Here is a 21,177-nt window from a genome sequence, read left to right as displayed (position 1 = left end):
CTGGTTCTTTGGTGGTCTCAGATAGGCCCAGGTTCAGCCGACCACTTTCACGGACTGATTGTCCGGGAGCTTGACGGTCGGGTGCTTGCTCAGGTGGTTTTCGACGACGTCCCAGATCGCGGGACCTTCGGTGTCTTCATTGACCGAGGCCCAACCGGCGACCGTGTAATCCTTCGCCGGATCAATAGCTTCGCCTGTCGCCAGCAAGGTCATGCCGGAGATGCGCTCTCCGATTTCCTTGTTGGGGTCGATCGTGTAGCCCATGCCGCCGACGCGAACCATGTCGCCGCCCTGCTGGTAGTAGGGATCCTTGTTGAAGAGGTTGTCGCCAACGTCTTCCAGGATGTCCTTGATGGTCTGACCGCTCATCTGCGAGCGGTAGGCTGACGGATAGGTCATGGCGCAGGCGTTGTGGAGATCCTCGACGGTGATGTCCTGGCCCGGCAGAAGGCTCGTGCCCCATCTGAAGCCGGGCGACAACGAGATCTGGGCGTCGCGCTCTTCCAGCAGTGCCTGGCAGATCAGGTCATCGAAGGTGCCGTTGAAATTGCCGCGGCGGTACAGAAGGCTCTCGGTCGTGCCGATCTTGCGGGAGAGTTCGTCCGCAAAGGGCGCACGCACCTCGTCGATCAGCGCCGCCATGTCCGCATCAGGCGTAATGACATCGGAGAAGACCGGGATGAGGCGATAGCCATAGCCGGTCACCTTGCCGTCTTTCACGTCGAGGTCGACACGGGAGACGAATTTTCCGTTTGAACCCGAAGCAATCACCAGCGTGCCGTTGACGATCACCGGTTCGGGCAGGGCATCGTGGGTGTGGCCCGTCAGGACCACATCGATACCATCGACGCGCGAAGCGAGCTTACGATCCACATCGAACCCGTTGTGGGAGAGAAGCACGACGATTTCCGCCCCTTCGGAGCGGGCTTCCTCCACATGCTTGGCAATGTCTTCCTCGCGGATGCCAAAGGACCAGCCGGGGATCATCCAGCGCGGATTGGCAATCGGCGTATAGGGGAAGGCCTGACCGATCACGGCGATCTTGGATCCGCCGCGCTCGAACATCTTCCAGGCCTCGAAGGCCGGTTCGTCCCATTCGTTGTCGTAGATGTTGGACCCGAGGAAGGCGAAGGGCAGGGCGTCGATGACTTCCTGAACCCGGGCCGTGCCGAAGGTGAATTCCCAGTGGCCGGTCATGGCGTCCGGCTCCAGGGCGTTCATGACGGTGATCATGTCTTCACCGAGGGTCTTGTTTGCGGTGTAGCTGCCCTGCCAGGTGTCGCCGCCGTCCAGCAGCAGGCAGTTGTCGGCCCCGCGCTCTGAGCGGATGCGCTTGATGATCGTCGCGACCCGGTCCATGCCGCCCATGCGGCCATAGGTCTTGGCAAGGGAAACAAAGTCTTCCGACGTCAGGGCATAGGCATCGGGCGAGCCGGGCTCGATGTCATAGAGCTTCAGGAAGTCCGCGCCTGTCACATGGGGGGGAAGACCGTTGACGTCGCCAATGCCCAGATTGATCGAGGGCTCGCGAAAATAAAGCGGCTTGAGCTGGGCATGGATATCGGTGATGTGCACAAGGGTCACATTGCCCGTCGGCTCCATCGACAGCAGCGTGTCCTCGCTCAGGCCTTGCTGGGCCATGAGCTTTGACCAGCCGCCGGCCATGCCGGAACCGAGCAGGGCGCTCGTTGCGGTTGCGGCCATCAGGAACTCGCGACGTGAAAACATGTCTACCTCCAGCTCATCGGCAGATGCGTTGGCACCAGCAGCGATCAGGCAAGGTTATCCCGTTGGCACACGACGACCGTGCACCGGAGCCTGGCTTGCCGATGATATTAAAATCGTGGGACGTCTTACTTCGTCCCGGTAAAAAGGTGCGGCGATCACCCGCCGCACCTGGTCTCATGCGTCGCCGCTACTGGCGAACCGCAGGTGTCTCGACCGACAGGCCGGTGCCGCGCCAGGTCACATAGACCTCCAGAGCCATCAGCTCGTCGGAAAATGCTGCCGGGAACTCGGCGCGGGTGTCGCGAATGCACCCTCGGAAACGATTGTGCAGGGAGACCATGGCCGACTGCTTGAGCCGGTAGGTCGGGAAGCCGTTCACATTGCCCTGGCTGAGGTGATCAGCGCGTATATAGTTACCGTTGTAGTCCTCATGGCAGGTCGCGCAGGCAAGGTTCAGCTGACCGGTGCGGGTGTAGTAGGTTTCCTCACCCTTCTTCCACCACTCCTGCATCTCGCCCTGGGTCAGATCGATCTCGACCGGCATGCCTATGGACTGATGCTTGATGTAGGTGACAAGGGCCTTCTGGTCTGCGGCATCGAACTTGTAGGGCTCGGCCTGCATGTTCGCTTCGCGGCACTGGTTGACCTGAAGCTCCAGGTTGAACGGCTTGTTCGCGTCCGCATTCCACTTGGGATAGTTCGCGCCGATCCCCTTGAGGAATTCCTCGCCGTCACCATGACAGGACGCGCAGGACTTGCCGGCATCGCCTTCCACGGTATTCCAGATTTCCTCACCGCGCTCCACATAGAGCATTCCCGGATTCTGGAAGCTGTCAGCTTCCAGTTCCCGCGTTTCCTTGGTGCGATAGTGCCAGCCGGAAATCACTTCATCGAGCGGATGCCCCTCGGGAGCCGCCGTCCGCGTAATGATCTCAAGCTCCTCATCGATCACCAGCTTTTCGTCCACTGGTCCGCCGGCAAGGGCCGCGCTGCTCATGCCCGCGGTCAGCAGGCCGGCAAGCAGTACGCCTGTCTTATGTATCTTGGCCAAATCGTCTCCTCCCGATTTGCGCGATTGCGGATTGCTCCGGCTATCGCTTATTCGACCGCAAGCTTCTTTTCGGTGGTGTAGACGCTGCCGTCATCGTCCACCCAGGTGAACTTGAACGTGCCGCTGTCCTCCACCTTGGCGGTGAACTCCAGGTAGGGGTTCGCCGAGACGGCCGGGTCCATGTCGCATGAAAAGACGACCTGTCCGTTGTATTCGCAGGTGAACTTGTTGATGATCTTGCGCGGGATCGGGTTGCCCTGCTTGTCCTTGCGCTGACCGGATTCCATCGGGTGGCTGATCAAAGTCTTCAGCGTGACCACTTCGCCCTTGGAAGCCTTTTTGGGGACCTTAACGCGCGGTTTCGGTGCTGCCATTGTGTCTATCCTTCTGCCCGATCAGCCGCCGCAGCCGCCGATGGTGACCTTGACTTCTTTCTTGTCCATGAATGTCGTGCCGTCGCTCATTTTGGCGACCGCAATCACATTCTGCGTCTTGGCAAGACGGATCCGCGTCTTGGCAGCCGCTTCGCCGCTCATGGCTGTGAAGTGGAATGTGGCAACGGCCGGGCTGGGGTTGCCCTCGGCCAGAATGAGAACCGATTCAACATAGTTGTCGGCGGTCATCGGACTGTCGACGGAGACAGAAACGGGAACCGTATTGCCGTTTTCTGCAATTTCCGGCGCATCCAGGCTGATCTTGCCGCTGGCGGGCATCGATCCGCCGGAAAAGGCCTTGATGGCTTCCTCCGTTTCGGCAGCTGCTGCATAGGCAAGCTGTCCGCCGAAGGTGATGAAGGCAGCGGCGCCTGCGGTCAGGCCGAGCGCTTCGCGTCTGGTAAGGGACATCCCTTTCTCCTTGGTCTTGAAAGGCTATTCGGTAAGCGTCGTGAGATAGGCGACCACATCTTCCACGTCCTGAGCGGACAGAATGGTCTGGCCCTTGTGCTTTTCCGCGACGTTGACCCCGACCTTCATGGTGTAGAAGCCGGGCATGATGCTCTGTTCGCCGAAGACCTCCTTGCTGTTGATCACGATCGCGCGCAGTTCCTGCGCGGTCCAGCGATCACCAACCCCGTCAAGGGGAGGGCCGACTTCACCGTGGAACAGCTGGTCGCTGAGATCCGCGTTGACGTGGCAGGCAAGGCAGTTGCCTTTCTTGCGATCAGCGAATGTCTCTCGGCCGATGGTCGCGTCGCCCGGTTTTCCGGTCAGGGAGGCGGTGACCTCCATGTCGACGATCTCGACGTCGTCCGGTGCGAGCGTCTCGGCAAATGCCGATCCGGCAAGCGCGAAAGACGCAGCCGCAAATATGATTGTTAAGCCCTTGGTCATCGCGTCGGCTTTCCTCCTCTTTCGGAACCGGTGGGCCCGGTCCTCAAGCCGGAACGTTTTGGCGTTCCGACCTCCTCCTCGAAAAAAATATATGATTTTCTGCATGTGTTGCCAATAGGTCTTTTGCAAGACATTCAAAACATCACTTGATTTCACGCCTCCTAGTCATTTCCGAGACGGCCGGATTCTCGTAAGTCATTGATGATACGAGCATGATACTTCTGAAAATGCTCATCGCCGGCGTAGCCTTTTTCCTGGACCCAGCGGAACATGTTCAAGAAAGTCCACTTGCCGAAGGCTCCGGGCATGGTGGCGACAGCGGCTTGAGCGACCGTTTTGCCCTCCGGAACGGATTCGGGCAGGAACACGATTGTCGGGGTGAAAACGTAGTCCCATTTGCGGGCTGCCGATTTTTCGGTGAGCGTGTCACCGTCCAGATCGATCACTTCCTCATCACCGAACATGTTGTATTGAACAACCATGAAGTTCGCCTTGATGTAGTCGGCGACCTCCGGGTCGGAGAGGATCTTCTCGTGCATCGCGCGACAATAGATGCAGCCGCGCTGTTCAAAGATGATCGCGAGGCGTTTTCCTTCATCGGTGGCGGTCTCTATGTCTTCTGCCATGTCGCGGAAGGTGATGGTGAACCAGTCCTGCTTGTGCAGCCCGTCTTCGCCCACTTCGGCAGCGAGTGTTACAGGCGCCGAGAGCACTCCAAGAAGCCCAACCAGAACGAGGGATCTGAGTAATCTGATCATGATGTCCTCCATGTATGTGCCACCCTCTAGCCGATCTGGCTGAAGACGGGGAATGCTTCCAGGAGCCAGAAGGCGATTGTCGACATCTGGCCGGTGACGAAGAGAAGGCCGGTCAAAACGAGGAATGCACCCATGACTTTCTCGACGGTGCCCATATGCTTTCGAAACCGCGAGGCCCATCCGAGGAACTGGCTGGCGAAGGCAGCGGCCAGAATGAAAGGGATGCCTATGCCAAGAGCGTAGGCGGCGAGCAGCAGCCCCCCTTGACCCGTGCTGCCTGTGGATCCGGCCATGAACAGGATTGCTGCCAGAACCGGACCGACACAGGGCGTCCAGCCAAAGGCAAAGGCGAGCCCCATGACAAAGGCGCCCAAAAGACCGGGCGGTTTGCGCTCCACCTGGACGCGGGCTTCGCGAAACAGCAAGGCAATCCGGAAAAGGCCAAGAAAATGCAGGCCCATGATGATGATGATGATCCCGGCGATGATCGACAGGGTGTCGAAGTAGCGGGCAATCGATTGACCGATCACGCTGGCGGTCGCGCCAAGTGCGACGAAGACAACCGAGAAGCCAAGCACGAAGGCGACGGACGACAACACGATGCGGCGACTTGTTGCTGCCGTGGCCGTTTCACCCTTTAGCTCGGCGACGCTGACACCGGCCAGATAGCACAGGTAGGGCGGTACGATTGGCAGGACGCAGGGGGAGACAAAAGACAGCAAGCCGGCCAAAAAGGCGGCGCCGATCGACACGTCGAGCATTTCTCTCCTCCCTCTGGGCGATGCCTGGATCCTGGCTCCTCCCATGATCCGTTCACCGACTGGTGATTTAAAATATTCAAAACTTGATATATATTGCAATCAGAGAATTTGATGAGGTGACGGGTGCGCACGAAAATCACAGTGCTTATGAGACGTCTGGCCCCAGCTTTGATGCTGGCCCTGACGATGCTGAGCGCGCTTTTTGCTGCTGAATTGCCTGCGCGGGCAGCCGAACTGGTGATGCTTGAACAGCCGGGCTGTTCCTGGTGCAAGCGTTGGAACGAGGAGATCGGGACGGCCTATCCGAACACGCAAGAGGGCCAGCTTGCGCCTTTGCGCCGGGTTGATATCACCCAGGGGTGGCCGGCTGATCTTGAGCGGGTTCCCCGCGGACGTCTGACGCCGACCTTCATTCTGGTGGAGGATGGCGAAGAGGTGGCCCGGCTGCGCGGCTACCCGGGTGCGCATTTCTTCTGGCCGGTGCTCAACGACATGCTCTCGAAATTGTCATCGACATCGATCAACTGAGATCAGCCGCCGCTTTCATTGCGGGCTAATCTGGTATAACTGCGGCCAACGTGGCCACACAGTCTTTCAAACGGGAATGCAGACGATCATGAACCTTCCGATCCTGACAGCAGGAACCGATCCGGAGGAATTCCAGCTTCTGGTCGAGCAGGCACGCAAGGCCAGCGATCTGCTGAAGTCGCTGTCTCATGAAGTGCGCTTGCTGATCCTTTGCCTCTTGTCCGAGGGTGAGAAATCGGTGTCGGAGCTTGAAGAGATTCTGACCATGCCTCAGGCCGCTGTTTCCCAACAATTGGCGCGTTTGCGTTCGGACGGGCTCGTTGCGTCGCGCCGTGAGGGGCGGATGATTTTCTACAGCCTGACCGACAGCGAGGTCCGCGATATCATCGCCGCGCTTTACAACTTGTTCTGCAAGGACGCGCGCCCGGATCAGGACTAGGAGCGCCGGATCAGCAGTTTATCAGTCTTGGTGAAGGTCAGCGGTTTCATCCGGGACCGTTTTTACTCTAGGCTGACAGAAAGCTGGCAAAGACCAGCACATATGGCTTTGGGAGGAGAAAGCCGATGGGAGACCTGGATCCACTGGTTCTCTTGCCGTTCCTCGGGCTTGCAGCTGGTGCAGTGCTCGGGTTCGTGGCAAGGGTGAACCGTTTTTGCACCATGTCGTCGCTCGAACGCTATTGGTATGCAGGCGATGCCACGGGCTTGCGGACGTGGGTGCTTGCGGCGACCACCGCGCTTGCCCTGACCCAGGCGTTGAGTGCCACAGGACTGGCCGCCATCGACCAGTCGTTTTATCTGGATGCTTCCTTGCCCTGGACGGGCGCAATTCTCGGCGGCACTCTCTTCGGGCTTGGCATGGCTCTCGTCGGAACCTGTGGCTTTGGTGCGGTTGTCCGCCTTGGCGGTGGCAGCCTGCGGGCCCTAGTGGTCCTGATTGTGCTCGGCCTTTCGGCCCTGGCGGCACAGCGCGGACTGATTGCGCAGGGCCGGGTGTTCATTGTCGATAACCTTGCGCTCGACCTTTCCTTTGCAGGAGACCAGTCGCTCGGCAGTCTGATCTCTGCGTTGGTCGGGGCGGATGTGCGCGCACCTGTCGTCCTGGCTGTTCTCGCTGCGCTGCTGTTCTGGATCTTTCGTAATTCTCATTACCGCCGTAACAGCCTTCAGATTGTGACTGGCGTTGTCATCGGCGTGGCCATTGCTTTTGGCTGGTGGGCAACGACATTGGTCTCCCGCGAGGCGCTTGCCCCGGTTCAGATCGAGGCGGGGTCGTTCGTCGTGCCGGTCGGCGACACGATCCTGCAGTTTGTGACCTATACGGGTACGTTGCCGGACTATGGCGTCGGCCTGATCCTGGGAACCTTGCTGGGTGCGATCGCCGGCGCGCGGTGGCGGAAGGACACCCGGTGGGAAGCCTGTGACGATGCGCGGGAACTCTCCCGCCATCTTTTGGGCGCTGCGCTCATGGGCGTGGGGGGCGTTTTTGCCATGGGCTGCACCGTAGGGCAGGGCATCACGGGATTTTCGACCCTCGCTGTGTCCGTGCCGTTGGTGATGGTGTCCATGGCCTTTGGTGCCCGTATCGGCCTTGCGATCCTGGTTGAAGGGTCGGCCCTTGCCGCCTTCCGTCGGAACGATGTCGGGTCCGGCGGACGGACGGCTGGCTAGCCTTCGGCGACAAACCTGTAGGCGTTTCCAGCCCTTTCGGCGCGGCCAATGCCTGGATGGGACAGGTGATAGCCGATGATCCTGGTGTGATCTCCGGCGATCCGGTCCAGCAACGCCTTGCGGGTCGCCACGCCTTTATCGCGGTCCTGATCGGCGCCGGAGCGCCACTCGGGCTTTTCAAAAGAGATAACCGCGTTGGCAAGGGCGTCGCCGACCACCAGCATGGTTTCAGAGCCGCCATGGAGCACATAGGACATGTGACCTGGCGTATGACCGGAGGTGTCGATGGCCTCGACGCCGGAGATGACTTCCATGCCTGGCCGGATCATCTCGACCTGGTCGGCGATGGCGTCAAACCGGCTCTGCGCGCCAACGACAAAGCTTTTGCGTTCCTCCGGCGTGTTCGCCAGGGTGTCATCGGCGCGCCAATAGTCCCACTCTGCCTGCGGTAACCAATATTGGGCTTCTGAAAACAGCGGGTCATCGAAGTCATCCAGAACGCCCCATAGGTGGTCGGGATGGCCGTGCGTGAAGATAACATCGGTGACCTCTGTGGGATCTATGCCGGCGTCTTCAAGATGTCCGACCAGATCCCCCGCGCTGGGCTGAAAGTTTGCGCCGGCGCCGACATCAAACAGAACCAGCCGGTCGCCCGTGCGATAGAGGGTAACATTGCAATCGGGAGCATATGTGTCGCTCGCCAGTCCGTGTGGTTCCAGGAGTGTCCGGATTTCTTCCGGGCTCTGTTCCGGCAGAACGAAGTTCATCGGAAGGCTCAGGTTGCCGTCGGACAACACCTGAACCTCTGCATTGCCGAGCTTGACCGGGTTCGCCTGCGCGGCCTTGGCGACAAGCCCCGTGCCAAGGGAAAGGGCCAATGCGGCGGAGCCCTTCAGGACGGAGCGGCGTGATGGATCGGCCAGCAGAACGGACGGTCGTGACATGATTTTCCTCCACATATGCAATTTTTTGAATTTATCCTCTCTTCCTTGAGCAACGTCAATGCGCGAGTGCGTCAAGCCACGCGAGGACTACCAGCGAAAAGGCCCGAAAATCGGGAAAATTCCTGCTGTCCAAGCAGAGAGGGAGACGTGCCATGGACCTGAGCTTTCTTCTCGAGCGCGTGCCCGAACCGCTGATCCTCGCGACGGGTGGACTTCTGGTGGGCATGATGTTTGGCGCATTCGCACAGCAAAGCCGGTTTTGCCTGCGGGCTGCGGCGCTGGACTTCGCACATGGCATTTTCGGCGTGCGGTTGTCAGTCTGGCTGTTCGCCTTTTCCGCCGCGCTGGTGGCGACGCAAGTTCTGGCTGGCCTCGGTCAGGTGCAGACCAATGAGGCGCGCCAGCTGGCCTCGCCCCAAAGTCTTTCCGGGGCGGCTATCGGCGGTCTTTTGTTCGGGTCGGGCATGGTGCTGGCACGTGGTTGTGCCAGCCGCCTTCTGGTGTTGTCGGCGACCGGCAATCTCCGTGCGTTGCTGTCCGGCCTCGTCTTTGCGGTGATCGCCCAGGCAAGCCTCAGAGGCATTTTGAAACCCGGTCGTGAGTGGATTGCAGGCTGGGTGACGACTGCGGATGTCGGCGGCAATGATCTGGTGGCGATGCTCGGCGCATCTAGCGCGGCGACGTTCGGTTTCGGACTGCTCTGGTTGGCTGCAGCGCTCGTTTTTGCGATCAGGTCTCGTGCGTCGATCTGGCAAATGGTGGCGGCGGCCGGGACAGGGCTGGCGATACCGCTCGCGTGGTGGTTCACCTCTTCCATGGCCCGCCAGGCCTTTGAGCCGGTGCAGGTGGAAGGTGTGACCTTTACCGGTCCGTCCGCAGACACCTTGATGTTGTTTCTGTCGCCTCCGGGTTCGCAGCTCGACTTCGACATCGGTCTGGTGCCAGGTGTTTTTCTCGGGTCCTTTCTGGCCGCGTTCCTGACGCGCGAACTGGCGCTTCAGGGGTTCGAGGGTGGCAAGTCCATGGCGCGGTACATCGTTGGCGCGGCCATGATGGGCTTTGGCGGTATGCTGGCAGGAGGCTGCGCGGTCGGTGCGGGTGTCACCGGAGCCTCGATCTTTGCTCTCACCGCATGGATTACCCTGACGGGCATCTGGCTGTCTGCGGCCCTGACCGACAAGGCTCTGTCTTTCACTTAGAACAGAAACGGTGCTGCCGGACCAACAGTCGTTCAGGAACATCCCTGCATTGCGGGCAACATTCAGATCGGCAAATCGCGGCTGTCGGCGATGGCCTCCATGGTCATGTAAGAGGTCACGGTTTCCAGATCGATCTTGTCGATCAGCTTCTGATAGATCCGGTCAAAGGCGTTCATGTCCTCGGCCATGATCTTCAGCATGTAATCATAGTCTCCAGCGACCCTGTAGAAATCGATTACGTTGGGAATGGACGACACCTCCTGGCGGAATTGTTTCAGCCATGTTCTGGAATGGTGCCGTGTGCGGATCATGACGAAGACCGTCAGGCCGAGGCCAATGTCGGCGGGATCCAGCCGGATCGTGTGGCCCTTGATCAGGCCGCTTTCGCTGATGGCCTTGAGCCGACGCCAGCAAGCATTTTGCGACAGACCGACTCTATCCGCGATTTCTCGCTGCGATCGGCGAGAGTCTTCCTGCAGCTCTTTCAGAATTTTTCGATCAATACTGTCCAATTTATAGGTCATATTCGTTCATATGACACATTTTGGCAGCCTTGGCGATGGATTCAGGTGAGGTAATCCCATCGCTGCCTGTCATAGCATTCTCCCGAGCCCAGATGTTCTGATCCAATCGGGAATGAAAGATGACCAGAGACCGTGCCGCCTTCGAGGATTTTACAAGCTGTCTGCAAGGACCGGATTCGGTCGATCGGTTGCGTGCAGGGCTTATCGGCGAGGGGGCAATGATCGAAGGCCCATTTGGTGCCAAGCCATTGATCTATGCAGATTATGTCGCCTCGGGTCGGGCCTTGCGGCAGATCGAGGACTTCATTCTTACCGAAGTGCTTCCCTATTATGCCAACAGCCATACGGAAGCGTCCTGGTGCGGGTCGCACATGACCCGGCTGCGGGCGGCCGCCCGTTCTGAGATCGCACGGCTCTGCGGAGCGAAAGAAGGATTTGCAACCATCTTTGCAGGATCGGGCGCGACGGCCGGGCTGAACCGCCTGGTGCACCTCCTTGGCGTTTCAGATGCCGTAAGTGAGGAAGGCCTGAAGCCGCTGGTTCTGATTGGGCCCTATGAACATCATTCCAACATTCTGCCCTGGCGGGAAAGCGGTGCGGAGGTGATCGAAATCGGCGAAGCTGCCCACGGTGGACCTGACCTGGAAGACCTTGAAGCCGTGCTGCGTGAGCAATCAGCCGACCGTCTGACGATCGGGTCGTTCTCGCTCATGTCAAATGTGACCGGTATCGTCACCGACGCAGATCAGGTCACCCGGATCCTGAAGCGCCATGGCGCACTGGCGGTCTGGGATTGCGCGGGCGGTGGTCCTTACCTGCCGATTGACATGAAAGCTGGCACCGACGCTGAAAAGGATGCGATTGTGGTCTCACCGCACAAGTTCATCGGTGGACCCGGCGCATCCGGCGTGCTGATCGTGCGTGAAGGCGCGGTAAGGAGGCGTGTGCCTGTGCATCCGGGAGGCGGCACAGTGCGTTTCGTCTCGCCTTGGGGCCATGACTACAGCGATAGCCTTGCTGCACGTGAAGAGGCTGGCACCCCCAATGTGGTTGGCGATATTCGCGCCGCGCTTTGCTTTCTGGTCAAGGATGCTTTGGGTCAGGCGTTTCTGGATGAGCAGCATGAGGCCCTGCGCCAGGCGGCTATCAGCCGTTGGCGAGAGAACGAAAACATCGAAATCCTGGGCAATCCTGATGCGATCTACAAGGTGCCGATGTTCTCTTTCAGGGTCCGCGACCGGCTGAAGGGGGGCTACTTGCACCAGCAACTGGTCACCCGCATGCTGTCGGATCTTCACGGCATTCAGGCGCGTGGCGGATGTGCCTGCGCCGGGCCTTATGCCCATCGGCTGCTGGGTTACGATCAGGATACGTCAAATGCCATGCGCGCCAGCATCCTGGCTGGCGAAGAGCTGGAGAAACCGGGCTGGACCCGGCTAAATCTCTCTGCGTTGATGAGCCCGGAAAAGGTCGAGATCGTGCTAAAGTCCGTCGACGATCTGGCGCGCAATCCCTATCCCATGTGCGAGGCCTATCAATGTGATGAGACTACAGCTCGCTTCAAGGCACAGGGGGAGGCTGCCTGATGTGCCGTTGGGCTGCCTGGAGCGGTGCGCCAAAGTTTCTGGAAGAGCTGATCTGCGATCCGGAACATTCGCTTATCCATCAAAGCCGCAATGCCTTTTCCTGCAAGACGCAGGTCAATGCGGACGGGTTTGGACTTGCCTGGTACGACAGCCGCAAGGAGCCTTGCGTCTACAAGGATGTGCGCCCTGCCTGGGCTGATGCCAATCTGTTGCAGCTGGCCCATCATGTGCGCTCGCCCTTGTTTCTGGCCCATATTCGTGCCTCGACAGGTACGGCGACCAGTCATGACAATTGCCACCCCTTTACTCATGGCCGCTGGAGTTTCATGCACAATGGCCAGATCGGCGGCTACGGCCTGATCCGCAAGCGGCTCGATGCGATGATCCCCGATCACCTCTATCAATACCGAACGGGTGCGACAGACAGTGAGGCCTTGTTTCTGATCGCTGTCGGATACGGTCTCGAGCATGATCCGGTGGGGGCAATGCGCCGTGCCGTTCTGGAGGTGGAAGACGTTGCGCGGAGACATGGTCAACTTCCCTACATGCGCTTTGCGGCGGTTTGGTCAGATGGCCGGCATCTGTTTGCCGCGCGCTACGCCTCTGACAATCGCGCGCCCAGCCTTTTCTACCGGAGCTTTGTCGATGGCACCTCGGTGGTGTCCGAACCCCTGGATGAAGCGCCCGAGGCCTGGACGGAAGTAACGTCCGGCACGATGATCCAGCTTGCCGATGGTTCCATGGAAGAACAGCGCTTCAACACTTCAATTGTGTCTGCGGCCTGACGTTGCTTCCAGAGAGCCGATTTTGAAAAAAAGGTCCGCAAACGCGGCCCTTTCTGCGTTTGGACCTCCGGTTTGGATCCGAATGATTGATCCTGCTCGGTAGATTTGTGAATTTTAAACTCAAGAAAGTTAAGCTGCGCTGGAACCAATTCCAGCGAGCCACGTTATCTTCTTGCGCCCCATTGCGTCGTCTGGTGTGATTGACTGGACGCATGATTGTCTATCTCGTTTTGAGGACCCAAGCCAAATTGCAACGGAACATCGACCAAGCCCATGCAAACAAGCAATGGCCATCGCGCTGCGGGCTTCGGCTGCAAGGCGAAAAATGATCATGTCAGAAACTGTTCAAAAAACTTCGCCTGTTCGCTTTTATCTGGCAGAGCAAACAAGGGCCTCACACGAGGGGGTGGACAAGCGCGCAGAGGCGTTTGATCTGACGCTCGCAGAGGGGGTGACCCAATTTCTTCGATTTATGTATCGTGGTATCTCGGCCATTGAAGCGGGCCTGGATGAAAGCCAAACAGCACGCATCTTCCCGCTCTGGTCAGAGCGTAAACGGGCCGCGATGATTGGTGCTGAGTTGGCTGAAACAGCGCTGGCGTATTCTGAAGACGAGGCGACGCAGCAGGCGTTGGACTTTCGCTCTGAAGCAGAGGTCTGGGGGGCGCTCTACGTGCTGGAGGGCTCCCGGCTGGGCGCGCGCATTCTGGTCAACCGCAGCGAACTGATGAGCAAATCCGACTTCTTTCAGGAAACCGCGCGCTGTCGCTATTGGCCCGAATTTCTCGTGCAACTTGAGCAGGCGGATATGCGGCTGGATGATCGTGTCGGGATGGCGGAGGGCGCGTGCCGGGCGTTCGCTGCGTTTCCTGGATGAGGCCCGGAAAACCGGGTTTCGCATCTAAAACCGTCGGAATTTGGCCTGCGCTGGGCTGGCGAAATTTGGTTTGAGTCTTGGTAGATAATCGCAGATATTTGGAATTGCGACAATTGACAGCACTTAGGGGAGTCCTGTCGGCAGTGACGGTGAATTTGAGCGTTCGGGATGTTTTGGGCGCATCCAAGCGGCGCATCACCTTCCCGCCAGCAGCCCCCTTCGAAGAACAATCAGCCGCTTTTGGACGACGTGTCCGGGCTAAGACGCGTGTTAGAGTAACGGAAACTCATGACAACTGTAGACCTCACCAATTGTGACCGGGAGCCGATCCAGTTTCTGGGCGGCGTTCAGGCGTTCGGCTGTCTCCTTGCCTTTTCCAACGATTGGTTGTTGGCACATGTAAGCGAGAATTGCGTTGCCTTCACCGGCCGGACACCTGAGGAACTTTCGGGCGTTCAGGCGGTCCACCTTCTGGGCGCCTACGCTTTTCAGGAGATCCGTGGACGGCTGCAATGGCTGCAATACAGCGATGCGACCGAGCGTCTGTTTGGCCTGGACCTTTTTGGCGACGGCAAGAGCTATGACGTTGCCCTGCATCGCTCCGGGGATTTGATCATTCTGGAGTGCGAGCCCTCCGAGATGACGAACCGCCTCGATGCGATCTCTGCGGTCCGTTCCATGATGGCCCGGATCGATGCGGCCGAGGAGTTTGACGAGTTTCTGTCGGACGCTGCGCGGCAGGTCCGCACGGTGACCGATTTCGACCGGGTCATGGTCTATCGCTTCATGGACGATGGGTCGGGCCAAGTGGTTGCCGAAAGCCGCGCTCCTGGCGTGGATTCCTTCCTCGGTCTGCGGTATCCGGCAAGTGATATTCCGGTCCAGGCGCGCCAGCTCTACATCCGCAACCAGTTTCGCATCATCAGCGATGTGAACGGAAAGGTGGCGCGGATCGTCCCGGCGATTACGACCACCGGAGAACCTCTGGATCTGTCGCTCAGCGTGCTGCGTTCGGTTTCGGAAATCCATCTTGAATACCTTCGCAACATGGGCGTTGGCGCCTCTCTGTCAATCTCGATCATTGTGGATGGAAGACTCTGGGGCCTTTTCGCCTGCCATCACTACAGCCCGAAGCAGATGAGTTTTGACCGTCGGACCACGGCTGAACTGTTCTCACAGATGTTTTCGCGGGATCTGGCCAGGCGCCTTCAGGATGAGGTGCTCAATCATGAAGAGCGCGCGCGGGTTCTGCATGATCGGATCATGTCGTCGATCTCGGTCGAGGGTAGTGTTTTTCAGAACCTCTCCAGCTATATGGAACCCTTCATGGATGTGGTCTCCTGCGATGGTGTGGCGGTGCTGGTGGATGGTCAATACACCAGCCTCGGTCTTGCTGCCCGCGAAGGGGAACTGGATGAATTCGTGCCGTTTTTGAACCGGACCGCCGCCAGCAAGCTTTTTTCGACACACATGTTTTCGAAATTCCTGGGCGAGAGCGATTTCACCAGGCGCATTCCCGGCTTGCTTGCCATTCCGGTTTCGCGGCGACCGCGCGACTATCTGCTGTTTTTCCGTGGCGAGGTGGTGCAATCCGTCACCTGGGCGGGCAATCCGGAAAAACCGGTTGAGCTTGGGCCAAACGGGCCGCGCCTGACACCGCGCAAGAGTTTCGAAGCCTGGAAACAGGACGTTGTTGGTCAGTCGGCCAAATGGACCGCCGCCGAGCTGAAAATCTGCGAGTCCCTGCGCACCACGCTTCTGGAGGTCATTCTGCGCTCGGTGGATGTCAACGAGAAGCTTCAAAAGGAAGCGAATGAGCGCCAGGACACACTGATTGCCGAGCTGAACCACCGGGTTCGCAACATCCTGACCCTGATTCAAGGGCTTGTCTCGCGCACCATGGAAACCGCTGAGAGCACCGAGCATTTTACCAAATTGCTGGATGGGCGGATCAAGGCGCTGGCGCGGGCACACGATCAGATCACGCAAGATCAGTGGTCTCCGGCGCCGCTGAAGTCGCTCTTCACCAATGAGCTCACGGCTTTTTCCCCGACCTACGGTGACAGCGCGCGCCTTCTTGGGCCACATGTGATGATCGCGCCACTCGCCTTTTCGACGATGGCGCTGGTGGTCCACGAGATGGTCACCAACTCGGCCAAACACGGTGCTTTGTCAGCGTCAGGCGGTTTTTTGACCGTCGAATCGACGCCGACACCGGAGGGGGATCTGGAGATCAGCTGGGTTGAAGCCGGTGGACCACCGGTGGTGCCGCCAAGCCGGCGCGGGTTTGGCTCGACCATCATTGAACACTCCATTCCCCATGAGCTGAATGGGGAGGCCGCCATCGAGTATCTGCCGGAGGGCGTTCGTGCGTCCTTCCGGATTCCGGCGGATTACGTCGAGCTGGACAAGCTTCCAAAGCCGCCGACCATTGTACGTCCCGTGAGGCGGAACGCGGTTCAGGTGCCTCGGTCCAAGGCGTTACTCGTTGAAGATAACATGATCATTGCTCTCGACAATGAGGACATGTTGCGCGAGATCGGTTTCGTCGATGTGGCGTTGGCGAAGGACGTTGAAACCGGTCTGGAGGCGATCGCGGCTGACAAGCTTGATTTCGCCCTGCTGGACATCAACCTTGGCCGGGAAAACAGCATTCCGATTGCGCAAAGGCTCAGGGACATGGGCGTGCCCTTCATCTTTGCAAGCGGCTATGAAGACACATCGCTGCTGGATGAAAGCTTCAGGGATGTGCCGGTCGTCATCAAGCCGTTCAGCAGGGAAAAACTTGAAGAGCTTGTCAGTCTGAAGATGGACGACGTTTAAGGGTGATACGCATCGCTCCAAGAAAAAAGCCCGCCGTCCGGCGGGCTTTTCGTTTTCGGGGGCAGCCTGGAATATGACCGCTCAGACCTGTTCCAGAGCCTGATCAAGATCGGCAATGATGTCCGCGGCGTCTTCAATGCCGATGGACAGGCGAACCACTTCCGGTCCTGCGCCTGCAGCCGTTTTCTGTTCGTCCGTCAGCTGGCGGTGTGTCGTCGACGCCGGGTGAATGATCAGGGAGCGTGTGTCACCGATGTTGGCCAGGTGGGAAAAGAGCTGGACGTTCGACACCAGCCCGACACCGGCGTCATAGCCGCCGTCCAGACCGAAGGTGAAGACCGCGCCGGCGCCCTTTGGACTGTACTTCTGCTGAAGCGCATGGTTCGGATCTTCCGGCAGCGCTGCATAGGAGACCCAGGACACTTTCGGGTGAGCCGACAGATGCAGGGCCACCTTCTTGGCATTGTCGCAATGGCGCTGCATGCGAAGGGGCAATGTCTCGATGCCGGTGAGGATCTGGAACGCGTTGAAAGGCGAAATCGCCGGACCCAGATCGCGCAGGCCAAGCACGCGGCAGGCGATTGCAAAGGCAAAGTTGCCGAAGGTCTCATGCAGGACCACGCCCTGATATTCGGGCCGCGGCTCGGACATCAGCGGATAGCGACCGTTCGCGGACCAGTCAAAGCTGCCTGCATCAACGATGATGCCACCCATGGAGTTGCCGTGGCCGCCCATGAATTTTGTCAGGGAATGAAGAACAACATCAGCGCCATGCTCGATCGGGCGGCAGAGGTAGGGCGTTGCCATGGTGTTGTCGACGACCAGCGGAATGCCCTTTGCCTTGGCGATGGCGGAAATGCCGGCAATGTCGACGACAATGCCGCCAGGGTTCGCGAGGCTCTCGATGAAAATCGCCTTGGTGTTCTCGTCAATCGCCGCCTCGAAGGTCGACAGATCGTCCGGATTTGCCCATTTGACGGCCCAGCCGAAGCTCTTGAACGAATGGTTCAGCTGGTTGATGGACCCGCCATAAAGCTTGTTGGCAGCGACAATGTTGTCACCCGGCTGCATCATTGTGTGGAAGGCGAGAAGCTGGGCCGAATGCCCGGAGGCCGTTGCCAGTGCTGCCGTGCCACCTTCAAGCGCTGCGACGCGTTCTTCAAGCACTGCCGTCGTCGGGTTGGTGATGCGGGTGTAGATGTTGCCGAAGGCCTGCAGCCCGAAAAGGGAGGCTGCATGGTCCACATCATCAAATACGAAGGATGTGGTCTGGTAGATCGGTGTGGCGCGCGCGCCCGTGGCTGGATCCGGCTGAGCGCCTGCGTGAATCGCCAGTGTCGAAAATCCCGGTATGCCGTCGCTCATTTGAGCCTCCTCCAAGTCAGTTTTGCGCATACTGGCGGAAGGCTGCGAAGGCGTAAAGGCAAGATCTTGCGTTCGCGGTTCGGTTTGCCAAAAGGCGTTTCAATGCCCGCGCGCTGGATGCAACGCTTGCAGTGTCCTGCTACGGTTCGGCCAGCACAAAACTCGCCGCAGGATATCTCCCCGGCGTTTTGGCTGTTCGGTTTCCCGCCAGAGACGGGATGGCAGGCGCTCCGGACTTGCCGGGAACGGTTGGGAAAGTGGGATGTGCAAGGCCGTCACGCCTGCCCAGGTTCCGTGTCCCAAGTGACTGAGCGTGCGCCTTTCTCTTTTCTGCGCGCCGGAAGTAGAGCGTCCTCCGGTTTGCCAGATACGAGACGCACCTGAGAGAAGCGGCGTCACTCCCCGCTGCAGGTTCAGGCTGCCAGTCACCGGACGAAGGCACGGTCCGTTACACCGAACTTCATCCTCGAAACCCGGTCCCCACCACCGCGAACGGACGGTCCGCACTCGGCCCCGTGATGGCAGGAACACCATGGATGATACGACAGGTTCCGAAGGGGAGGATAAGTTTCGGCTATTCATAGGCGGTGAGTGTGTTTTCAATGCCTTGAGAGGGGTCTATCCCCACCGAAATGAGGGATTAGCTCTGTTTAACGCTCGGCCCTACCACACCCACCGCCGTCATCCTCGGGCGTGTCCCGAGGATCCATAGCGTGGGTCTCTACCGTGCGGCTCTTTGGATTGCCGGGACAAGCCCGACAATGACGAACGCGGGGGTCTGGTCAGCGGGACTGGGTAGTGATCGCTAGCCTCAGCCCTCCGTCGTCATCGCATATTTTGAATTCACTTCCCCCCCTCGGTCGTCATTGCAGGACCGGATCCTGCAATCCATGCCGTTTCGTGTCTTCAGATCGAGGTGGTCCTGCGTGGCAAGGTCACGGCATGGATGCCATGGTCAGGTCATGGCATGACAGAGGGGACGATAGGTTTAGCCTTTGGCGGCTGCTGCATATCGGGTGTGGGAAGAGCATGGCGGTGCCGCTCTCGGCCTTCGCTCCGTAGGCAGGGATTCCCTAAATGCAGCTGGACCTGCGCAGGGCGCCTTTCCTAGCTTTTCAACCCCCGGCGCTGGAAGCCGTCGCGGAGGGTGGGGCGCTTGGAGGAGAGGGTGCGGGAATTGACGCCGGCCCAGCCGATTTCGCCGGAAAGCCTGCCGTATTCGATCTTGGGGCAGCGGTCCATGACGACCTTGATGCCGGCGGCTTCTGCACGGGCGGCGGCTTCGTCATTGCGGACAGACAATTGCATCCAGATTGCCTTCGGCAGATTATTGGAGGCGATTATATCGTCCACAATCTTGGCGGCTGCGTTGGAGTTTCGGAAGATGTCGATCATGTCCGGAGGCTCTGGCAGGTCCTCCAGGCTGGCGTATGTCATCTGACCGAGGATTTCCTTGCCTGCATGACCCGGGTTGATCGGCCACACACCATAGCCTTTCGACAGCATGTATTTCAGGACGAAGTAGGACGGGCGCACGGTGTTGGCGCTGGCGCCGACCATGGCAATGGTCCGGGTCTCGTCCAGAATGCCCTTGATGTAGGCGTCAGAATAGCTGTCGTGGTTCATGGGTCCCCCGATTGGACTGCTCGCCTGGCACTGACACTGGATGCGGCGTTGAGCGCGTGAACTGGCTTTTTACCTAGTCGTCCAGGGGCACGTTGGCAAGCTGGACACCTGGCCCAGCCTGCCATGGTTTTTCGAGCCTCAGGCGGCCTTGCCGGCGTGGACGGCGCCTTCATGCATAAAATAGGTTTTCGAGAAGAGCGCGAGATCGACGGGGTTCGGCAGGCGAACGTCTGACAGGTCGGGTATCTCCCGGCAGGCAGCCTCAAAACGGCGGTCGATCTGAGACAGCATAATGATGATGAGGCCTTGTTGACCAGCCCATGCCTTGAGTGATTGCAGCTGAGTATCCAAATCCGGGTGCGCTCGCTTCTGGTCCAGAAGCTGGAGGTAATCAACGACCACGAGCGTCCCGGCTGGTGCACTCGATGTTTGCTCGATGATGTGATCTGCGCAGATCAAATCGGATGTGTCGATCAACAGGTCGCAGGGACCTTCGAGAGCCGAAGTGCCCAGCTTTTTCAGACGTTCCGCTGCCCCGTCTTCGGTGTATTCCAGCGTGAAGAAACAGCCCATTTTGCCTTCGCGAATTGTCTCTAGCAGAAGCTCGAGTGCGAACAGGGTTTTGCCATGCCCGGGCCTGGCGCCCAACAGCACCAGTTCGCCGTGTTTGAGAGTGGGCAGGAGACGTTGTGCAGGGCTCAGCCGGGCGAATTGGGCCGCCAGATGGCTCCAGGTGGCGTAACCTTCGTCGCGCGCAATTTTGTCAAGCGCCACACTCAGAGGCGATCCGGTTTCGTCAGCGAGCTGGCGTGCGCGGCGTTTCAGGGTGAATATGGGGGCTGTGAGTTTCATGTGACTTGCCTTGTATCCAGGGCGAGTGCCGCAATCCCTCCTGATGCGTTTGCCCTGAAAATACCAGGTTCACAAGATGACTGCCCTGCATGTCGATTGCTTCCCCGAGTGGAGGGAGGAAGCTTGGGCAAAGCCTTCCAGGAAGCGTATGGAAGCGGAACGCGATTCGCAAGTGAACGGCGTTGGCTGCCCGCCGAGAGGCGCGCGCCTCTGCAGGTGGATCTGCTTCTCGTTGGCGTGGTTTGTCGCAGAAGACCAATGGCCGGGGCAGGTCCGCAGCGGCATGTGCGGCTCCCTTTGCCGTTGTGCGGGGTCCGGGTGGTTCCCCTACCAATCCGTGCCATCGGGATATTCGGCAGGGCCCTTGATCTCGATCTTGTTGCCGAAGGGATCCCGGACATAGAACGAATGCCCCATGCCCCGGGCGCCGCCGTGCATGGCCTCGCGGATGATCTCGACGTGGTGGCTTTTCAGATGGGATCGCAACTCGTCGTGGTCGAAGGGGCTTGTGGCAATGCAGATGTGATCGACATTGCGTCCGCCGGGAACTGGTGGAACCGCGTCCTTCGCGCCCGGGTGCGTTATGTCCCACAGAACGATCAAGGCTGCGCCGCACCAGACTTGTTCCATGCCGAGCGTCGGATAGAAATAGCCGCGCTGGCAACCCAGGACGTCCTGGTAAAAACCGAGTGCCTTTTCCATGTCGTCGACAATGAAAACCACATGGTCGATCCCGACGAGCGAGAAGGGAATTTCTGTTCCTGCCAT

21 protein-coding genes are annotated in these 21,177 nt (G+C 59.2%); 8 read left to right on the top strand and 13 right to left on the bottom strand.

The window, feature by feature from the left end:
• Positions 1-33 precede the first annotated feature (33 nt).
• From soxB to ABJZ52_RS11480, 7 genes are all read right to left on the bottom strand, one after another.
• Positions 34-1,728 carry a thiosulfohydrolase SoxB gene (gene soxB, locus ABJZ52_RS11510; protein ID WP_348188837.1) on the bottom strand — a complete coding sequence of 565 codons (1,695 nt, stop codon included), beginning with the start codon at positions 1,726-1,728 and terminating at the stop codon, positions 34-36.
• Positions 1,729-1,915: 187 nt separating this feature from the next.
• The gene (gene soxA / locus ABJZ52_RS11505) at positions 1,916-2,725 is read right to left on the bottom strand and encodes a sulfur oxidation c-type cytochrome SoxA (RefSeq protein ID WP_348189005.1); all 810 of its coding nucleotides are present in this window, start codon (positions 2,723-2,725) and stop codon (positions 1,916-1,918) included.
• 101 nt (positions 2,726-2,826) lie between these two features.
• On the bottom strand, positions 2,827-3,153 hold the full coding sequence (gene soxZ / locus ABJZ52_RS11500) for a thiosulfate oxidation carrier complex protein SoxZ (RefSeq protein ID WP_153768758.1): 327 nt from the start codon (positions 3,151-3,153) through the stop codon (positions 2,827-2,829).
• 21 nt (positions 3,154-3,174) lie between these two features.
• Entirely contained in the window at positions 3,175-3,624 is a 450-nt protein-coding gene (soxY, locus tag ABJZ52_RS11495) for a thiosulfate oxidation carrier protein SoxY (RefSeq protein ID WP_348188839.1), read from the bottom strand.
• Between the two features lie 24 nt (positions 3,625-3,648).
• Complete coding sequence (soxX, locus tag ABJZ52_RS11490; protein WP_348188841.1) at positions 3,649-4,110, bottom strand: sulfur oxidation c-type cytochrome SoxX; 462 nt, start codon at positions 4,108-4,110, stop codon at positions 3,649-3,651.
• 161 nt (positions 4,111-4,271) lie between these two features.
• Positions 4,272-4,868 (bottom strand): thioredoxin family protein, encoded by a 597-nt coding sequence (locus ABJZ52_RS11485; RefSeq protein WP_348188843.1) that lies wholly within the window; start codon positions 4,866-4,868, stop codon positions 4,272-4,274.
• A gap of 26 nt (positions 4,869-4,894) precedes the next feature.
• A complete protein-coding gene (locus tag ABJZ52_RS11480; RefSeq protein WP_348188845.1) occupies positions 4,895-5,629 on the bottom strand; it encodes a cytochrome c biogenesis protein CcdA in 735 nt (244 codons plus the stop codon).
• Positions 5,630-5,776: 147 nt separating this feature from the next.
• Here ABJZ52_RS11480 and ABJZ52_RS11475 point away from each other — a divergent pair, with 147 nt between their 5' ends.
• From ABJZ52_RS11475 to ABJZ52_RS11465, 3 genes are all read left to right on the top strand, one after another.
• Positions 5,777-6,157 (top strand): transcriptional regulator, encoded by a 381-nt coding sequence (locus ABJZ52_RS11475; protein ID WP_348189007.1) that lies wholly within the window; start codon positions 5,777-5,779, stop codon positions 6,155-6,157.
• Between the two features lie 88 nt (positions 6,158-6,245).
• Positions 6,246-6,596 carry a metalloregulator ArsR/SmtB family transcription factor gene (locus tag ABJZ52_RS11470; protein WP_348188847.1) on the top strand — a complete coding sequence of 117 codons (351 nt, stop codon included), beginning with the start codon at positions 6,246-6,248 and terminating at the stop codon, positions 6,594-6,596.
• A gap of 125 nt (positions 6,597-6,721) precedes the next feature.
• Positions 6,722-7,828: a YeeE/YedE family protein gene (locus ABJZ52_RS11465; protein WP_348188849.1), complete on the top strand. Its 1,107-nt coding sequence runs from the start codon at positions 6,722-6,724 to the stop codon at positions 7,826-7,828.
• Here ABJZ52_RS11465 and ABJZ52_RS11460 read toward each other — a convergent pair.
• Positions 7,825-8,772: an MBL fold metallo-hydrolase gene (locus ABJZ52_RS11460; RefSeq protein WP_348188851.1), complete on the bottom strand. Its 948-nt coding sequence runs from the start codon at positions 8,770-8,772 to the stop codon at positions 7,825-7,827. The genes ABJZ52_RS11465 and ABJZ52_RS11460 overlap by 4 nt on opposite strands.
• Positions 8,773-8,924: 152 nt before the next feature.
• On the opposite strand from ABJZ52_RS11460, the gene ABJZ52_RS11455 reads away from it, so the two are divergent.
• Positions 8,925-9,971: a YeeE/YedE family protein gene (locus ABJZ52_RS11455; RefSeq protein ID WP_348188853.1), complete on the top strand. Its 1,047-nt coding sequence runs from the start codon at positions 8,925-8,927 to the stop codon at positions 9,969-9,971.
• A gap of 62 nt (positions 9,972-10,033) precedes the next feature.
• Here the strand turns inward: ABJZ52_RS11455 and ABJZ52_RS11450 are convergent, their stop codons facing one another.
• Positions 10,034-10,495, bottom strand: a complete 462-nt coding sequence (locus ABJZ52_RS11450) for an Lrp/AsnC family transcriptional regulator (RefSeq protein WP_153768768.1) — start codon at positions 10,493-10,495, stop codon at positions 10,034-10,036.
• Between the two features lie 119 nt (positions 10,496-10,614).
• Here ABJZ52_RS11450 and ABJZ52_RS11445 point away from each other — a divergent pair, with 119 nt between their 5' ends.
• The 4 genes from ABJZ52_RS11445 (at position 10,615) to ABJZ52_RS11430 (ending at position 16,566) form a co-directional block, all read left to right on the top strand.
• Positions 10,615-12,081: an aminotransferase class V-fold PLP-dependent enzyme gene (locus ABJZ52_RS11445; RefSeq protein WP_348188855.1), complete on the top strand. Its 1,467-nt coding sequence runs from the start codon at positions 10,615-10,617 to the stop codon at positions 12,079-12,081.
• Positions 12,081-12,866: a class II glutamine amidotransferase gene (locus ABJZ52_RS11440; RefSeq protein WP_348188857.1), complete on the top strand. Its 786-nt coding sequence runs from the start codon at positions 12,081-12,083 to the stop codon at positions 12,864-12,866. The genes ABJZ52_RS11445 and ABJZ52_RS11440 overlap by 1 nt, the downstream gene beginning before the upstream one ends.
• A gap of 286 nt (positions 12,867-13,152) precedes the next feature.
• Entirely contained in the window at positions 13,153-13,743 is a 591-nt protein-coding gene (locus ABJZ52_RS11435) for a biliverdin-producing heme oxygenase (protein WP_348188859.1), read from the top strand.
• A gap of 288 nt (positions 13,744-14,031) precedes the next feature.
• Entirely contained in the window at positions 14,032-16,566 is a 2,535-nt protein-coding gene (locus ABJZ52_RS11430) for an HWE histidine kinase domain-containing protein (protein WP_348188861.1), read from the top strand.
• A gap of 81 nt (positions 16,567-16,647) precedes the next feature.
• Here the strand turns inward: ABJZ52_RS11430 and ABJZ52_RS11425 are convergent, their stop codons facing one another.
• The 4 genes from ABJZ52_RS11425 to ABJZ52_RS11410 all read right to left on the bottom strand — a co-directional run bounded on the left by ABJZ52_RS11425 (position 16,648) and on the right by ABJZ52_RS11410 (position 21,177).
• Positions 16,648-17,931, bottom strand: coding sequence for an O-acetylhomoserine aminocarboxypropyltransferase (locus tag ABJZ52_RS11425; RefSeq protein ID WP_348188863.1), 1,284 nt, complete (start codon positions 17,929-17,931; stop codon positions 16,648-16,650).
• Positions 17,932-19,038: 1,107 nt separating this feature from the next.
• Positions 19,039-19,557: a CoA-binding protein gene (locus ABJZ52_RS11420; protein ID WP_348188865.1), complete on the bottom strand. Its 519-nt coding sequence runs from the start codon at positions 19,555-19,557 to the stop codon at positions 19,039-19,041.
• A gap of 138 nt (positions 19,558-19,695) precedes the next feature.
• On the bottom strand, positions 19,696-20,409 hold the full coding sequence (locus tag ABJZ52_RS11415) for a DNA helicase (protein WP_348188867.1): 714 nt from the start codon (positions 20,407-20,409) through the stop codon (positions 19,696-19,698).
• A gap of 327 nt (positions 20,410-20,736) precedes the next feature.
• Positions 20,737-21,177, bottom strand: coding sequence for a VOC family protein (locus ABJZ52_RS11410; RefSeq protein ID WP_348188869.1), 441 nt, complete (start codon positions 21,175-21,177; stop codon positions 20,737-20,739).

Source organism: Roseibium sp., assembly GCF_039982295.1.
GTDB lineage: Bacteria > Pseudomonadota > Alphaproteobacteria > Rhizobiales > Stappiaceae > Roseibium.
This window is presented reverse-complemented; position numbering and strand designations above follow the sequence as displayed.

Bases quoted from the DNA above. Each gene is read 5' to 3' on its own strand.
- soxB (WP_348188837.1), bottom strand. From the start codon at position 1,728: ATGTTTTCACGTCGCGAGTTCCTGATGGCCGCAACCGCAACGAGCGCC.
- soxA (WP_348189005.1), bottom strand. From the start codon at position 2,725: ATGAGCAGCGCGGCCCTTGCCGGCGGACCAGTGGACGAAAAGCTGGTG.
- soxZ (WP_153768758.1), bottom strand. From the start codon at position 3,153: ATGGCAGCACCGAAACCGCGCGTTAAGGTCCCCAAAAAGGCTTCCAAG.
- soxY (WP_348188839.1), bottom strand. From the start codon at position 3,624: ATGTCCCTTACCAGACGCGAAGCGCTCGGCCTGACCGCAGGCGCCGCT.
- soxX (WP_348188841.1), bottom strand. From the start codon at position 4,110: ATGACCAAGGGCTTAACAATCATATTTGCGGCTGCGTCTTTCGCGCTT.
- ABJZ52_RS11485 (WP_348188843.1), bottom strand. From the start codon at position 4,868: ATGATCAGATTACTCAGATCCCTCGTTCTGGTTGGGCTTCTTGGAGTG.
- ABJZ52_RS11480 (WP_348188845.1), bottom strand. From the start codon at position 5,629: ATGCTCGACGTGTCGATCGGCGCCGCCTTTTTGGCCGGCTTGCTGTCT.
- ABJZ52_RS11475 (WP_348189007.1), top strand. From the start codon at position 5,777: ATGAGACGTCTGGCCCCAGCTTTGATGCTGGCCCTGACGATGCTGAGC.
- ABJZ52_RS11470 (WP_348188847.1), top strand. From the start codon at position 6,246: ATGAACCTTCCGATCCTGACAGCAGGAACCGATCCGGAGGAATTCCAG.
- ABJZ52_RS11465 (WP_348188849.1), top strand. From the start codon at position 6,722: ATGGGAGACCTGGATCCACTGGTTCTCTTGCCGTTCCTCGGGCTTGCA.
- ABJZ52_RS11460 (WP_348188851.1), bottom strand. From the start codon at position 8,772: ATGTCACGACCGTCCGTTCTGCTGGCCGATCCATCACGCCGCTCCGTC.
- ABJZ52_RS11455 (WP_348188853.1), top strand. From the start codon at position 8,925: ATGGACCTGAGCTTTCTTCTCGAGCGCGTGCCCGAACCGCTGATCCTC.
- ABJZ52_RS11450 (WP_153768768.1), bottom strand. From the start codon at position 10,495: ATGACCTATAAATTGGACAGTATTGATCGAAAAATTCTGAAAGAGCTG.
- ABJZ52_RS11445 (WP_348188855.1), top strand. From the start codon at position 10,615: ATGACCAGAGACCGTGCCGCCTTCGAGGATTTTACAAGCTGTCTGCAA.
- ABJZ52_RS11440 (WP_348188857.1), top strand. From the start codon at position 12,081: ATGTGCCGTTGGGCTGCCTGGAGCGGTGCGCCAAAGTTTCTGGAAGAG.
- ABJZ52_RS11435 (WP_348188859.1), top strand. From the start codon at position 13,153: ATGGCCATCGCGCTGCGGGCTTCGGCTGCAAGGCGAAAAATGATCATG.
- ABJZ52_RS11430 (WP_348188861.1), top strand. From the start codon at position 14,032: ATGACAACTGTAGACCTCACCAATTGTGACCGGGAGCCGATCCAGTTT.
- ABJZ52_RS11425 (WP_348188863.1), bottom strand. From the start codon at position 17,931: ATGAGCGACGGCATACCGGGATTTTCGACACTGGCGATTCACGCAGGC.
- ABJZ52_RS11420 (WP_348188865.1), bottom strand. From the start codon at position 19,557: ATGAACCACGACAGCTATTCTGACGCCTACATCAAGGGCATTCTGGAC.
- ABJZ52_RS11415 (WP_348188867.1), bottom strand. From the start codon at position 20,409: ATGAAACTCACAGCCCCCATATTCACCCTGAAACGCCGCGCACGCCAG.
- ABJZ52_RS11410 (WP_348188869.1), bottom strand. From the start codon at position 21,177: ATGGCAGGAACAGAAATTCCCTTCTCGCTCGTCGGGATCGACCATGTG.